Source organism: Novosphingobium organovorum (assembly GCF_022832435.1).
Lineage (GTDB): Bacteria > Pseudomonadota > Alphaproteobacteria > Sphingomonadales > Sphingomonadaceae > Novosphingobium > Novosphingobium organovorum.
Genome location: NZ_JALHLF010000031.1, coordinates 1 through 13859 on the forward strand (window position 1 = coordinate 1; position 13859 = coordinate 13859).

Annotated in this window: 13 protein-coding genes; 1 reads left to right on the forward strand and 12 read right to left on the reverse strand. The window is 67.4% G+C overall.

The window, feature by feature from the left end:
* Positions 1-494, reverse strand: a 494-nt coding sequence (locus tag MTR62_RS09690; RefSeq protein WP_327194396.1) for a transcription antitermination factor NusB, incomplete at its 3' end; no start/stop codon positions are given.
* A gap of 54 nt (positions 495-548) precedes the next feature.
* On the opposite strand from MTR62_RS09690, the gene MTR62_RS09695 reads away from it, so the two are divergent.
* On the forward strand, positions 549-731 hold the full coding sequence (locus tag MTR62_RS09695) for a DUF1674 domain-containing protein (protein WP_244019865.1): 183 nt from the start codon (positions 549-551) through the stop codon (positions 729-731).
* Between the two features lie 31 nt (positions 732-762).
* On the opposite strand, the gene MTR62_RS09700 is transcribed toward MTR62_RS09695, so the two are convergent.
* From MTR62_RS09700 to MTR62_RS09750, 11 genes are all read right to left on the reverse strand, one after another.
* Positions 763-2256: an efflux transporter outer membrane subunit gene (locus MTR62_RS09700; RefSeq protein WP_244019868.1), complete on the reverse strand. Its 1494-nt coding sequence runs from the start codon at positions 2254-2256 to the stop codon at positions 763-765.
* A complete protein-coding gene (locus MTR62_RS09705) occupies positions 2253-3215 on the reverse strand; it encodes an efflux RND transporter periplasmic adaptor subunit (protein WP_244019870.1) in 963 nt (320 codons plus the stop codon). Before MTR62_RS09705 ends, MTR62_RS09700 begins: the two co-directional genes overlap by 4 nt.
* Positions 3212-3427: a DUF1656 domain-containing protein gene (locus MTR62_RS09710; RefSeq protein WP_244019872.1), complete on the reverse strand. Its 216-nt coding sequence runs from the start codon at positions 3425-3427 to the stop codon at positions 3212-3214. Before MTR62_RS09710 ends, MTR62_RS09705 begins: the two co-directional genes overlap by 4 nt.
* Positions 3424-5538 carry an FUSC family protein gene (locus MTR62_RS09715; protein ID WP_244019986.1) on the reverse strand — a complete coding sequence of 705 codons (2115 nt, stop codon included), beginning with the start codon at positions 5536-5538 and terminating at the stop codon, positions 3424-3426. The genes MTR62_RS09710 and MTR62_RS09715 overlap by 4 nt, the downstream gene beginning before the upstream one ends.
* Positions 5538-5990 carry a MarR family winged helix-turn-helix transcriptional regulator gene (locus MTR62_RS09720; protein WP_244019879.1) on the reverse strand — a complete coding sequence of 151 codons (453 nt, stop codon included), beginning with the start codon at positions 5988-5990 and terminating at the stop codon, positions 5538-5540. The genes MTR62_RS09715 and MTR62_RS09720 overlap by 1 nt, the downstream gene beginning before the upstream one ends.
* A gap of 388 nt (positions 5991-6378) precedes the next feature.
* Positions 6379-6873 (reverse strand): L,D-transpeptidase family protein, encoded by a 495-nt coding sequence (locus MTR62_RS09725; RefSeq protein ID WP_244019888.1) that lies wholly within the window; start codon positions 6871-6873, stop codon positions 6379-6381.
* A gap of 70 nt (positions 6874-6943) precedes the next feature.
* Positions 6944-8233: an adenylosuccinate synthase gene (locus tag MTR62_RS09730; RefSeq protein WP_244019896.1), complete on the reverse strand. Its 1290-nt coding sequence runs from the start codon at positions 8231-8233 to the stop codon at positions 6944-6946.
* Between the two features lie 567 nt (positions 8234-8800).
* Entirely contained in the window at positions 8801-9928 is a 1128-nt protein-coding gene (locus MTR62_RS09735; protein WP_244019898.1) for an ATP phosphoribosyltransferase regulatory subunit, read from the reverse strand.
* A gap of 181 nt (positions 9929-10109) precedes the next feature.
* Positions 10110-10823, reverse strand: coding sequence for a sulfotransferase family 2 domain-containing protein (locus MTR62_RS09740; protein WP_244019900.1), 714 nt, complete (start codon positions 10821-10823; stop codon positions 10110-10112).
* A gap of 189 nt (positions 10824-11012) precedes the next feature.
* Positions 11013-12599, reverse strand: a complete 1587-nt coding sequence (gene serA / locus MTR62_RS09745; RefSeq protein ID WP_244019902.1) for a phosphoglycerate dehydrogenase — start codon at positions 12597-12599, stop codon at positions 11013-11015.
* Positions 12600-12719: 120 nt separating this feature from the next.
* Positions 12720-13853 (reverse strand): phosphoserine transaminase, encoded by a 1134-nt coding sequence (locus MTR62_RS09750; RefSeq protein WP_244019903.1) that lies wholly within the window; start codon positions 13851-13853, stop codon positions 12720-12722.
* Between the last annotated feature and the right edge of the window lie 6 nt (positions 13854-13859).

Sequence of the window (13859 nt, forward strand, 5' to 3'; positions counted from 1 at the left end):
CGCAGCGCGAGGTCGAGCGGCGGCGGCACAGCGAGGCCCTGCGCGATCGCGCCCGCCCGCGCACCCCAGCGCTCCTCGACGCCAAATGGCAGACTGGGCACATCGGGCAGCGTCACGCCGCGCCTGGTCAGGGTCGAGAAGACCCCGTGCGCCAGACGGCGCGGACCGCCGCTCAGCAGCTCCAGCCCGGTCGCGATGACCGCGTGCGCGGGGGTTTCGAGCCGCAGGACCTGCGCCAGCATGATTTCGAGCACCGCGCGTGCCTTGGCGTCGTCGGCCAGCGGCTCGCGCGTCGCGCTGTCGATCAGCGTATCAAGATCGCGCCGCCAGCGCAGCACTTCGCCCGCAATGGCGCGCGCGAGCGCCCGGTCGGGCTCGCCGCGCACGCGCGAAAGCGCAGCGCCAGCGGCCTGATCCAGCGTTTCGCCGCGGCGCAGGACGGCATCGATGAGGTTGAGCGCGGCACGGCGCGCGGGAAGACCCGGAATATCCATCGGCGCGCCTTACAGGCGATTGCCTTTTTCCGCCAGTCGGCGCAGAGAAAGCCGATGATCAAGCGTGCAACCACCCGTCCCGAAGGCTTCACCAAGCCCGCCCACTGGACGAACGAGCCCGCGCCCGAACCGGCCGAGGCCCCGCTGTCCAAGCAGACCGGGCACGACGATCCCGATGGCCTGTCCCCCACCCGCTACGGCGACTGGGTCAGCAAGGGCATCGCGGTCGACTTCTGACGCCCGGCCCGCGCTGCGGACCGAACCGACGTCAGCCTTCCGGCTTGTCCGGGGACGCGGCGCCCTGCGCCGCGCCGACCGGCCCGCCTTCCTGCGCCGCCTTGGGCTGCTGCCAGCCGCCGCCCAGTTCGAGGAACACCGCGATCTGATCGTCGACCAGCGCGGCCTTCGCCGCCGCGTGGCTCACTTGCGCGTTGGCGAGCGCGCTCTGCGCGCTGAGCAGCGAGAGAAAGTCACTACGGCCAAAGCGGAACAGCTTGCCCGCCTGCTCGGCCGAGAGCCCGGCACTGCCCGCCGCCTTGCCCAGCGCCTGCTCCTTCTCGCGATCGCGCGCGTAGGTTTCGAGCGCGGTCTCGGTGGTGCGCAGCGCCTCGAGCACGGTCGCGTCGAACGTGGCAAGATCGGACTTCACTTGCGCGTTAGCCTGGTCGATCCGGGCGTGGACCTGCCGGTTGAACGGCCAGCTCCAGCTCAGCAGCGGGCCGATCCCGAAGCCGAGCGCTTCCTCTTTGGGCAGGTTCTTGACCTGATTGAATCCCATGATGCCGCCCGCGATCGAGATCGAGGGATAGAGATCGGCGGTCGCGACGCCAATGCGCGCGGTGTCTGCCGCAATCCGACGTTCGGCCTGGCGGATGTCGGGACGGCGGCGGATCAGCGCGGCGCCATCGCCGATCGGCATGGGCTGCGAAAGCGTGGGCAGCGTGGCGCAGCTTTCGACATCGCGCGGATAATCCGCCGGCGGTTTCCCGCGCAAGGTGGCAAGCCGGTAGAGCGAGGCCTGACGGCGGGCGTAATAGCCCGGCAGGCTGGCCCGGCTGCCCTCCACCGCGGTGCGTGCGCGGCTGACGTCGAACGCGGTGCCGCGTCCGCCCTTCTGCAGCCGCATGGTCGCATCGAGCGTCTTTTGCTGGAGCGCGATGACCTTCTCGACGGTCGCGATCTGGTAGTTGGTCACGCAGACGTCGGCATAGGCCTTGGTCGTCGCCGCGACGACCGCAATGCGCACGGCGTCGCGCGCCGCCTCGACCGCTTCGTGATCGGCCAGGCTCGCCTCGATCGCGCGCTTGATCTTGCCATGCAGATCGAGCGGGTAGTCGAAATTCAGCCCCAGCTCGCCGGTCAGCACGCCGGGCAGATTGGTCCCGGCCGAGCGCAGCGAGTAATTGCGCTCCTGCGTCACCGCCGCACCGATCCCGGTGTTGAGCCCCTCGGCCCCGGCTTCCTCGCGCACCACGCCGCGTGACTTGAGGATGTTGGCTTCGGCCACGCGCAAGTCGGCGTTGGCAGCGAGCGCTTCTTCGACCAGCGTGTCGAGCCGGGGATCGTTGTAGAGCTTCCACCAGTCGTCGGGCAGCGGCGCCTGCGCATAGGCCGGGTCCTGGCCAGAGACGAAGGCCCCTTGCGCGCTCGGCGCGTTGGCCACGGCGTGTTCGGGCGGCGCGTAGTCGGGCCCGGCGGTGGCGCAACCGGCGAGCGCCAGCCCCAGTGCGCCGAGCGCGACGAAGGAACGAAGCTGGCTCACGAATGCGCCTCCACAGGCGTCGTCGGCTGGTCCTGGGGCGTGGGCTTTGGCGCAGGCGTGTGCCCAGGGGTGGGCGATACCGGGGCCCTGGTCGGCTCGATCGTCACCGTGGCGGTACGCCCCATGACCAGACGCACGCCCTTGGGCACGTCGACCAGCCGCACGCGCACCGGAATACGCTGGGGCAGACGCACCCACGAGAAGGTTGCCTGGACATCGGGCAGCAGGTTCTGCGCGTTGCCCCGCGAACTGTCGCTGATACCCGCCGAAATGCTCTCGACCCGGCCCTTGATGTCCTTGTCGCGCGGCTCGCCCATCAGGTGGACGGTGACCGGCGCGCCGATGTGGATAAGCGGCAGCTTGGTTTCCTCGAAATAACCCTCGACCCTGAGCGAGCCGGTGTCGACCAGCGCCATCGCCTGGCTGCCCGCGGCAAGGTAGTCGCCCGGATGCAGGTCGAGGTTGGTCACCGTGCCGTCGACCGAGGCGTGGACCTGCGTGCGCTGGAGGTTGAGCAGCGCGGCGTCGAGCGCGCTCTTCGCCTCGGCCACGGCGGCGCGCGCGGTCTCCACCTTGGCAACGTTCTGTTCGTGAGTCTCGGTCGCCACCAGATCGCCCAGCGCGCGGTCGCGCGTCGCCTCGCGGCTGGCCTGTCCGAGCACCGCCTCGGCGCTCGCGACACTGGCCCGCGCGCGTTCGACCGCCAGCGTGTAGCGCGGCTTGTCGAGCACGAAGAGCAGGTCGCCCGCCTTGACCACCTGGTTGTCGTGCACCTCGACCGAGGTGACGAGGCCCGAGATATCCGGCGTCACGCGCACCACGTCCGCCCGCACCCGCCCGTCGCGGGTCCAGGGGCTGCGTTCATAGTGGTTCCACATCCACACCGCGATGGCGAGCGCGATGAGGACGATGACGAGTGTGGCCGCGCTGCGGCCGAGCATGGCAAGCGTGTTTTTCATGGGGCGAAACCGAACTGGGGGGCAAGGAAGGCGATGGCGCCAAAGACGATGACGTAAAGCGCCAGATCGACCAGCGCCCGGTAAGCGACGAAACGATAGAATCCGGCGAAATCAGCAAGGCGCATGAGCACCACGGTGCAGATCGAGGCGATGACGCCCAGAATCAGCAAGGTCGGCACGAAAATGCCGTTGAGCGACACTTCTCCGTTCATGGTTGACCTCCGGAAAGGGATGGCCCCGGTGCGGGCGGGACGAGCGCTGAGGCCGCGGCAAACGGCGCGGCATCGGGAAACAGGTTGCGGCGCAGGGTTATCAGCGGCAGCACCGCACGGCGGCGCAGCGCCTGCTGGGCCACGCCGCAGAAGCGCTGGAGTGCGGCATCTATGCGCGCCAGAAGCTCGGGATCGGCCGGGGAGCGCGCGTCGGGCTCGAGCCGGCGGTAATAGGCGCCGACCGCGCTCAGCACCTCGGTGACCGGAGGGTGCAGCTCGGCCGCGGTGTCAAGGCGCAGCTGGCGCAGTTCACCGATGGCAACGCCGGTGCGCAAATCGGTCAGCAGATCGTAGAGCGGTTCGCCCGGCGCCTTGCCCGTGGCCATCAGACGCGGGGTCAGCAACGCGAGGCGATCGAGCATCCGCGCGATCCATCCGCGCACGTCGGGCGCGCTCATGCGGTTGGCGCGCTCGGCAATGTCGAGCCAGCCCGCGCGCAGGGTGCGACGGATGGCGTGCTCGATACCGGCGGTCTGGAACAGGCGCACCAGCACCATCGAAAACAGCACCGCGGCAAGCTGGGCGACCTGGCCGTTGACGAAGCCGGCAAAGCTGGCCGGAACGCCGGGGGCAAGATCCGCACCAAAGGACTCCGAAACGATGAACGGACTGCCCAGCCCCAGCATCGCGGGCATCGCAAAGCCCGAAAAGCGCGGCACCGCCAGCATCGCGCCGAGCAACAGAAGACACGGCGCGAGGCTGATCGCCAGCTCGGGAAAGCCGCTCATCATCGGCAGGATTGCAAAGCCGTAGAGTGCACCCGCGACCGCCGCGATGAACGTTCCCTTGAAAAAGCCCAGCACGGGGGGCAGCGAATTGTCCATCGCCGAAAACAATGAGAGGAACACCCCGGCGAGCATCAGGAAGGTACCGCCGTCCGACCAGCCGGTCTCGATCCACACGACAGAGCCCAGCACGATGGTAATGAAGGCCCCAGCCGCGCCGCGAAGGGCGCCTGCGTAATCGCGGTGCAAAGGCCGCTCACCATCGCCTTCGAGCAGCGCGGGAACGCGCGGCGAAACCGGGCGACGATCGAGCGTACCGAGCTGGCGCACCAGCACGCGCGCGTTGATATGCGCATCGACCGCCTGCGCCAGCCGCGCCAGCAGGCTCATGCGCAGCAGCGTCAACCAGTCGCTGTGCGGGCCGACTTCGGGCTCGAGCCCGGCGCAGCGCGCCTGGAGCGCAGCGCCGCTCGCCCCGGCCTCCTCGAGCGAAGCCGTTGCCAGCCTCTCCATCCAGCCGCGCATATCGGCCAGCAGCGCCGCGTCTTCGTCCGCAAGGCTGCCCTGCGCGCGCAGCGCGGCGATGCGATCGGCGATCGCCGCGCCCAGCGGCAGAAGTTCCGACAGATTGTCCTGCAACGCGCGCACCACGCGCACGCGCGGTGCCGGGCGGCTGGTCTCGAACGGGAGATGAACCGAGAGCTGGTGCAACTCGGTAATGTCCTGCGCCAGGCGGCGGCGCTCGATCTCGACCTCGTGGCACGGTTCGACGTCGAGCGTGTCGCGGCTCCACGCCTCGGCATCGTGCACGATCGCATCGGCCCGCGCGAGCAGGAACGCGGACAGCGAATTGGGCAGCACCACCGCATGGACCAGCGCCGAGCACAGGATGCCGATGGCGATTTCCTGCGCGCGCAACGAAGCAATGAGAAAAATGTGCGTGGGCGCATCGACCGTGGGCCAAACGATCAGCCCGGCGGTGTAGCCCGCCAGCACGAACATGTAGGCGCGCGGGGTGCGATCGAGCAGCGAAACGAAGACGCACAGGCCCAGCCAGGTCGCCATCGCCAGGACCAGCAGTGGCGGGCTGTGCACCAGCGGCGGCACCAGCGCGACCGCAGCAACCGCGCCGACGAACGTACCGATAAGACGGAACAGCGCCTTGCTCACCACCGCGCCCGCCAGCGGGCCGGACACGATGTAGGCGGTGAGGAACGCCCAGTAGGGACGTTCGAGCCCGATCGAGAAGGCGATGTACAGCGCCAGCATGGCGCCCGCGTAGCACTTCAGGCTGAACAGCGCCGCATTGATGCCCCAGCGCGCCATCACGACCGGTTGCGCCTTTCCGCAATGCGCGCCGAGACCCGTTCAAGCACCCGCACGCTGGCTTCCAGATCCGCGTCGGGAATGTCGGCAAGGAGTTCGGCGCGCAGGTCCATCAACCGCCGGTCGATCTTGCGCGCGACGCGCGCGCCATCCTCGGTCAGATGCAGCAGCTTGGCGCGCCCGTCCTCGGGATCGCCCTCGCGCCGCACCAGCCCGGCGCGTTCGAGGTGCTGGAGCGTGCGCACCAGCGAGGCTTCGGTAATGCCGATCTCGCGCGCGAGATCCGACTGGCGCGCGCCCGGCCCCAGCCGTTCGAGGTGGAGCAGCGCGTAGCCGGTCGAATTCGAGATCTCGAGCGAGGCCAGAACCCGATCGGCCAGCTGCCGCCAGGTCCGCGCGAGCGAGATGACGTGCGCCGGCAAGGCGGCAATGAAGGTTTGGCGATTCGGCATGACTGCTTAGTTAGGCACCTAACTATTTTCGACAACCGTGCACGGTTTGCAATTTAGGCGTTCATTGTACATCTTTTTGCAATCTATATGGAGACTATTGTTCACATGATCCGCGCATTGGAAGGGACGCCCTCTAAGGCGCTGTACGATCCGACCGCATCCGATCGAAATGGCACAGGCCTTTGTTTTAAAACATTTTCTAAACCTTCAGATTATTCTGCCCTACGGAAAAATGCTCTAGGGCGGCTTTCGATCCGACCGCATCGGATCGACCGCTCTAGACCTTTGTTTTAACGCATTTTCTGAACCGTCAGGAAATTCCACCTGACTGGAAAATGCTCTAAAAGCCTGACCCGAAAGGCGCCTTCAGGCACTTTTGGATCAGGCTCTAAGGCAAGAGGATGATCAACGTCCCGTCGGGGACCGCCTGCCACAGCGCCTCGACCTCTTCGTCCGACACCGCAATGCAGCCGTCGGTCCAGTCTCCCGGCACGCGCCCCACGGGCCAGGCGTTGGGCTGGCCGTGGATCATGATCATGCCGCCCGCCGAACGCCCTCGCCTTTGGGCGTAGGCCCGGTCGGCGGCGTCAGGGTAGGAGATGTGGAGCGAGAGGTGGTAACGCGAGTTGGGGTTTGCCCAGTCGATCGTGTAGCGCCCCTCGGGCGTGCGCTGGTCGCCTTCGAAGCGCTTGGGACCGAGCGGCTGCCCGCCCAGCTGGATACCGGTAATGACATGGACCCGCCGCGCGCCCTGCCACAGCTCCATCGTGCGCGCGCCCTTGAAGACGCGGATCATGTCGACCTCGGGCAGCGTCAGCGGCGCGGATGGCCGCGCGGGCCCCGCGGCCGCGACCAAAAGAAAAAGCGGGGCAAGCCGAAGCATGCCCCGCTTTCTAGCAGCAAACCGGCGCGGCGTCGCGACGCAACGCATCCGGCCTGATGCGCGGATGCGATCAGTCCGCGAAGGGATCGCGCACGAGGATCGTGTCCTCGCGTTCGGGGCTGGTCGAAACCAGCGCAACAGGGGTCTCGATCAGTTCCTGAACGCGCTGGATGTACTTGATCGCCTGCGCGGGCAGATCCGCCCACGAGCGTGCGCCCGCGGTGGTGCCCTGCCAGCCGTCCATTTCCTCGTAGATCGGCTCGACGTTGGCCTGATCGGCCGCATGGCTCGGGAAATAGTCGAGCACCTTGCCGTGGAGACGGTAGCCGGTGCAGATCTTCACCTTCTCGAACCCGTCGAGCACGTCGAGCTTGGTCAGCGCGATGCCGGTCACACCCGAAATGGCGCAGGACTGGCGGGTGAGCACCGCATCGAACCAGCCGCAGCGGCGCTTGCGCCCGGTGACGGTGCCGAATTCGTGGCCACGCTCGCCCAGGCGCTGCCCGGTCTCGTCCTCGAGCTCGGTCGGGAACGGACCCGAACCGACGCGCGTGGTGTAGGCCTTGACGATGCCCAGCACGAAGCCGGTCGCCGAGGGGCCAAGGCCCGAACCCGACGCCGCCGTGCCCGACACGGTGTTCGAGCTGGTGACGAACGGATAGGTGCCGTGATCGACATCGAGCAGGACGCCCTGCGCGCCTTCGAACAGGATGCGCGCGCCGGCCTTCTTGACCTTGTTCAGGCGGCGCCAGGTCGGGCCGGCAAACTGGAGCACGAAGGGCGCGATTTCGCGCAGTTCATTGAGCAGCGCCTCGCGGTCGATCGGCGGCTGGCCGAAACCGGCGCGCAACGCGTCGTGATGTGCGCAGACGCGGTCAAGCTGCGGCTCGAGCGCGTCGAGATGCGCCAGGTCGCACACGCGGATGGCGCGGCGGCCGACCTTGTCCTCATAGGCCGGGCCGATGCCGCGCCCGGTGGTGCCGATCTTGCCCGCACCCGCCGCCGCTTCGCGCAGCCCGTCGAGTTCGCGGTGGACCGGCAGGATCAGCGGGCAATTGTCGGCGATCGCGAAATTCTCCGCGTTGATCTCGACCCCCTGCCCGCGCAGCTTCTCGACCTCGGCCTTGAGATGCCAGGGGTCGAGCACCACGCCGTTGCCGATGATCGACAGCGTGCCCGTGACAATGCCCGAAGGCAGCAGCGAGAGCTTGTAGACCTGATCGCCCACCACGAGCGTGTGCCCGGCGTTGTGGCCGCCCTGGAACCGCACCACGGCATCCGCACGACTGGCGAGCCAGTCCACGATCTTGCCCTTGCCTTCATCGCCCCACTGGGCGCCGATCACCGTTACGTTAGCCAACGCTTGACGCTTTCACTACTGTTTGAAGTACCGTGGCGCGCCCTAGGCCAAGGCGACCGGCAGGGCAAGGTTTGGCGCAGGCAATTGTGCAACACAAACGCCATGAAATGCACGCAGGCGCTCTTGCGTTTTCAAATCAGCCTTATGTAAATACATATAAAGGGGGATCGAGCGCCCATAACGCAAGGTCTTGCGCCATTGCCCCCGGCACGCTCAATAGCGCAGGGTGCGACGCCCGATCGAATCCGAGATGCACTTCATGCTGAACAGACGGCTTCTCACCGGCATCCTGCTGGCAGGGCTGGCCGCACAGGCCGCCCCGACCATCCTCGTGGCGCAAGCCACCCCCGGCGATGGCCCCACGGTGCCGCGTTGCCCTGCGCCACCAGCGCCCCCGCCGCATGGCGGTAAGCCCGAGGCTCCGCCGCGCCCCCCGCGCGAGGCAAAGGAGCACGCGCCTCCCCCGCCGCCCAAAGATGGCGCGAAACCGCCGCCCTGTCCGCCTTCCCGGCCGAAAGAGCGTTAGAAAAAGGAGGGACCGCCGTCCGCCTGGCCCGTTCGGATCGCCTAGAGCCGAACGGCCTCGCCGCCTTCGAGGCGGTGCGAGCACCCCAGCGCCCTGGCGTCGTCGTTTTCGCTGAGCGCGGCGACCGTGATCCAGCCCACTGCGCGCTGCTGCGCGGCCAGCTGCGGGTCGTGGCCGAGCGGCAGGAACAGCTTGTCGGGTTCGGGCGAGGACACCGCCAGCGCTTCGATCAAGGGATCGGGGTAAAGCGAAAAGCCCGTTGCCGCCTCGGGCTCTTCGCCCGCCTGGCCCAGAATTCGGTACGTGCCACCGCGCCCCAGACTGCCCGAAATCCCTTCGGCGTAGATCGTGAAGCCGAACCAGGACTGGTATTCGAAGCCATGGCGTTCCGACGGGTCGAGCGTGATGCGCGCCTTTGCGCCGATGCGCGCGGCGATTTCGCGCAGTCCCGCGATGCGGCTGTCGAGCGCGCCTTGCGCCGCGAAGGCCTCGAGCTGGGCGATCGCGCTTTCGAACGGGCCGACCGCATAGAGCAGCGGGAGATAGCCCTCCCCGCCCACGTCGACGAGCCCGCCCGCGTTCTTCGCATCGAGCATCTCGCGCACCTGCTCGATCCGGTAGCCGGGGGCGAGCGGGAGCGGCCCGTCGCTCAGCGTATCGACGAGATCGGGCAGCGTGAAGTCGACCGAAATCCCCGTCGCCCCCGCCGCGCTCAGCGCCTCGATCGCCAGCTCGACGATCTCCGCCGCAGCGGCCACGGTGTCAGTGCCGATCAGCTCGGCGCCGACCTGCAAACGCTCCCGCGAGGGGTCGAGCCCGTCGCCCTTGATCGTGGTCACCGGGCCCGAGTACGACAGGCGCAAGGGGCGTGCCGCGCCCGAAAGGCTGGTCGCGGCCATGCGCGCGACTTGCGCGGTAATGTCCGAGCGCAGCGCCAGCAGGCGCAGCGAACTGGGATCGACGAAGCGGAACATGCGCCGCATCTGAACCCCCGCCATGCGGCTGGCGAGCGACTTTTCGAATTCGAGGAGCGGCGGCTCGACCCGCGCATAGCCGTGCCCGGCCAGGACGTCATGGCCGACCCGGCGAACATGCTGAGCCACGCGGGCCTGATCGGGCAAGCGGTCTCCAAGGCCCTCGGGCAACAGGTCGCGGTCGGTATCCTGCATCGTTACGTCCAAACTCCATGGCCCGCCCCGCCCGGCGAAGGGCGGCAACGGACGTGCGCCCCCGCCGGTGGTGGCGCGGGCCGTGATCGGATGCGCCTATAGGGCCAGCAGGACCGATTGAGCAAGCCAAGAGCCACCGCCACGCAATCGCGTTGCGGCCAGCCCGAAACGCACGGTGGCTTCAGGCCCCGGTCCGTTCGAGCAGGCGGTAATCCTCGGCATAGAACTCGTGGAGGAACGCGCGCTGGCGCGGGCTCAGTTCAACCGGCAGGTGCCGCCCGCTGTTGAGCCGGGGCACCGGCTTCAGGCTTTCGAGCCCCGCAAACTCGCGAAGGCGATCAAGCTGGTCGTAACGGATCAGGTGATCGACGCCGAGCCCGCCCTCACGGCGCGTCACATACCAGGACTGCGGGCGGAACATGTGGTCCATCGCAAACACGTCGCGCCCCTGCTCCATGTGGCGGATGGCGCAGTCGATCCCTTCGAAGCGGCCATAATCCCTGCGGAAGGCCGGCGCCACGCGGCGATCGCGGGTCCCCCCGGCGCAGGCGTACTGAAACGCCGAGACGAAGCGCTGCACCGGATCGCGCAGGATCGCGAAACTGGGCAGGTCGAGCACGTCGGGCGCGACCTGCTGGTAATACGTCACCGTGCTGTGCTTGACCTGGAGGCCGTAGAGACTCTCGCAAATCGAGGTCCCCGCGTTCTTGGGGACATGGACGAAGAGGATACCGCGCGCGCGGATCGCATCGATCACCTTGCGCCGCTTGGCATCGATCGGCGTAGGACCCGGCCACAGCGCCAGCCGCTCGGGCACATCGCTTACCAGGCGCACGCCGACCGAAGAGGCCAGAAGTCGGTTAAGGCCGCTTTTACCGGCCTGCTTGGCTTGCATCCATACCATTCCTGCACAATTTCACCGCGCGGTTGCGCCGGAATTGCAGGAGATGGCAGCCAGTTTGCAAGGCGGACAAGCCCCCGATCGGACGCACCGCCCGACAACGACGACGGGGCGAGCCCCGCGAAGGGCCCGCCCCGTCAATCGTTTTCACAAGCCCTCTGCCATGGCAGGGAGGCTATCTGATCAGGCGAATTTGAGCGCCTTGACCAGCTTCACGCCCGGCAGCGCCTCGGCCGCCTTGAGCACCGTGTCGTTCACCGCACTGTCGACAGAGAGCAGCAGCACCGCCTCGCCGCCCGCTTCGCGGCGGCCCAGGTTGAAGGTGCCGATGTTGATGCCGTTTTCGCCGAGCAGCGTACCGATGCGGCCGATGAAGCCCGGTGCGTCCTCGTTGACGATGTACATCATGTCGCCGGTGAGGTCCGCCTCAACCTTGATGCCGAACAGTTCGATCAGGCGCGGGTCGGTGTTGTTGAACAGCGTGCCCGCCACCGAACGCTCGCCCGCTTCGGTCTTGACCGAGACGCGCACCAGCGTGTGGTAGTTGCCTTCGCGTTCGGTCTTGACCTCACGCACTTCCAGACCGCGCTCCTTGGCGAGGTAGGGGGCGTTGACCATGTTCACCGAGTCCGACTGGACGCGCAGGAAGCCCGAGAGCACCGCCGCGACGATCGGCTTCATGTTAAGCTCGGCCGCCGCGCCTTCGGTGTGGATCGAGATGCGCGGGACCGAATCGCGGGTCAGCTGGCCGACGAGGCTGCCGAGCTGTTCGGCGAGCTTCATGTAGGGCTTGAGCTTGGGCGCTTCCTCGGCCGAAAGGCTCGGCATGTTGAGCGCGTTGGTGACACCGCCGTTGACGAGGTAGTCGGCCAGCTGCTCGGCGACCTGAAGCGCGACGTTGACCTGCGCTTCGGTGGTCGAGGCGCCCAGGTGCGGCGTGCAGATGAAGTTGGCGCATTCGAACAGCGGCGATTCCTTGGCCGGTTCGGTCTGGAACACGTCGAGTGCGGCGCCCGCGACGTGGCCCGAATCGAGCAGCTTCTTGAGCGCGTTCTCATCGATCAGACCGCCGCGCGCGCAGTTGACGATGCGCACGCCCTTCTTGGTCTTGGCCAGGTTGTCTTCCGAGAGGATGTTGCGGGTCTGCTCGGTCAGCGGGGTGTGCAGCGTGATGAAGTCCGCCTTGCCCAGCAGGGTGTCGAGGTCAGCCTTCTCCACGCCCATTTCCACCGCGCGCTCGGGGGTGAGGAACGGATCGTAGGCGACGACCTTCATCTTGAGGCCGAGCGCACGGCTGGCGACGATCGAACCGATGTTGCCCGCGCCGATCAGGCCAAGCGTCTTGCCGGTGACTTCAACGCCCATGAAGGCGTTCTTCGGCCACTTGCCTTCCTTGGTCTGCGCGTTGGCTTCGGGGATCTGGCGGGCGAGCGCGAACATCATCGCGACGGCGTGTTCGGCGGTCGTGATCGAGTTGCCGAACGGGGTGTTCATGACCACCACGCCCTTGCCCGAAGCGTAGGGAATGTCGACGTTGTCGACGCCGATACCGGCGCGGCCGATGACCTTGAGATTGGTCGCGGCGTCGAGGATTTCCTTGGTCACCTTGGTCGAGGAACGGATGGCAAGGCCATCGTATTCGCCGATGCGCGCGATCAGCTGCTCGGGCGTTTCACCGGTGATGACGTCCACGTCGCAGCCACGCTCTTCGAAGATGCGCGCGGCGTTGGGGTCCATCTTGTCGGAAATGAGAACCTTGGGCTTGGTCATTGTGTAATTTCCCTAGAGTCACCCCGGCGCGCCGATCGGACGGGCGCGGCTGCGGGGTGGCGGTGACGCGGCGGCGCGCAAGGGCGCACGCCGCGTCGATCAATCATGCGAAAAGGCGGTTCAGGCCGCGGCCTTGACGGTGGCGTAGGCCCAGTCGAGCCAGGGCCCGAGGTCCACGATGTCCTGCGTCTCGACCGTGGCACCGCACCAGATGCGAAGCCCGGCAGGCGCATCGCGGTAGCCCGCGATGTCGAAGGCGGCGCCTTCCTTTTCGAGCACGGCGGCGAACTTCTTGATGAAGTCGGTGTCCGCGCCCTCGACGGTGAGGCACACCGAGGTGCGCGAGCGGATGCCGTGGTCGACCGCAAGGTGGCCGAGCCAGTCACGCTCGGCGACGATCTTGTCGAGCGCGTGGGCGTTGGCGGTGCAACGCTTGATGAGCCCTTCGAGCCCGCCTTCGTCCTTGGCCCATTCGAGCGCGAAGATCGCGTCTTCGACGGCCATCATCGAGGGGGTGTTGATCGTTTCGCCCTTGAACACGCCTTCGATCAGCTTGCCACCCTTGGTCAGGCGGAAGATCTTGGGCAGCGGACGATCGGGGGTGAAGCTTTCCAGACGCTCGACCGCGCGAGGACCGAGGATCAGGACGCCGTGGCCGCCCTCGCCGCCCAGAACCTTCTGCCAGGAGAAGGTGGCAACGTCGATCTTGGTCCAGTCGATGTCGTAGGCGAAGACGCCCGAGGTCGCGTCGGCGAAGGCGAGGCCTTCGCGGTCGGCCGGGATCCACTCGGCGTCGGGGACACGCACGCCCGAAGTGGTGCCGTTCCAGGTGAACAGCACGTCGTCGCTCCAGTCGATCTTGTCGAGGTCGGGCAGCTGGCCGTAGTCGGCGCGGATCACGGTGGGATCGAGCTTGAGCTGCTTGACGACGTCGGTCACCCAGCCTTCACCGAAGCTTTCCCAGGCCAGCGTGGTCACGCCGCGCGCGCCGAGCATGGTCCACATGGCCATCTCGAAGGCGCCGGTGTCCGAGCCGGGGACGATGCCGATGCGGTGGGTGTCGGGAAGCTGCAGCACTTCGCGCATCAGGTCGATGCAGTACTGAAGGCGCGTCTTGCCGATCTTGGCGCGGTGCGAGCGGCCCAGCGATTCGGTATAGAGCTTTTCGGGGGCGAAGGTCGGCACCTTGGCGCAGGGACCCGACGAGAAATGCGGACGCGCAGGCTTGCGCGCCGGTACCGTAATATCAGTCATTTAAGA

What these genes read in the sequence shown, in the direction of transcription:
- MTR62_RS09715 (WP_244019986.1), bottom strand. Translation starts at nt 5,538, where the DNA reads ATGGCGCGCTGGGGCATCAATGCGGCGCTGTTCAGCCTGAAGTGCTAC.
- MTR62_RS09725 (WP_244019888.1), bottom strand. Translation starts at nt 6,873, where the DNA reads ATGCTTCGGCTTGCCCCGCTTTTTCTTTTGGTCGCGGCCGCGGGGCCC.
- MTR62_RS09720 (WP_244019879.1), bottom strand. Translation starts at nt 5,990, where the DNA reads ATGCCGAATCGCCAAACCTTCATTGCCGCCTTGCCGGCGCACGTCATC.
- MTR62_RS09740 (WP_244019900.1), bottom strand. Translation starts at nt 10,823, where the DNA reads ATGCAAGCCAAGCAGGCCGGTAAAAGCGGCCTTAACCGACTTCTGGCC.
- MTR62_RS09705 (WP_244019870.1), bottom strand. Translation starts at nt 3,215, where the DNA reads ATGAAAAACACGCTTGCCATGCTCGGCCGCAGCGCGGCCACACTCGTC.
- MTR62_RS09750 (WP_244019903.1), bottom strand. Translation starts at nt 13,853, where the DNA reads ATGACTGATATTACGGTACCGGCGCGCAAGCCTGCGCGTCCGCATTTC.
- MTR62_RS09695 (WP_244019865.1), top strand. Translation starts at nt 549, where the DNA reads ATGATCAAGCGTGCAACCACCCGTCCCGAAGGCTTCACCAAGCCCGCC.
- MTR62_RS09735 (WP_244019898.1), bottom strand. Translation starts at nt 9,928, where the DNA reads ATGCAGGATACCGACCGCGACCTGTTGCCCGAGGGCCTTGGAGACCGC.
- serA (WP_244019902.1), bottom strand. Translation starts at nt 12,599, where the DNA reads ATGACCAAGCCCAAGGTTCTCATTTCCGACAAGATGGACCCCAACGCC.
- MTR62_RS09710 (WP_244019872.1), bottom strand. Translation starts at nt 3,427, where the DNA reads ATGAACGGAGAAGTGTCGCTCAACGGCATTTTCGTGCCGACCTTGCTG.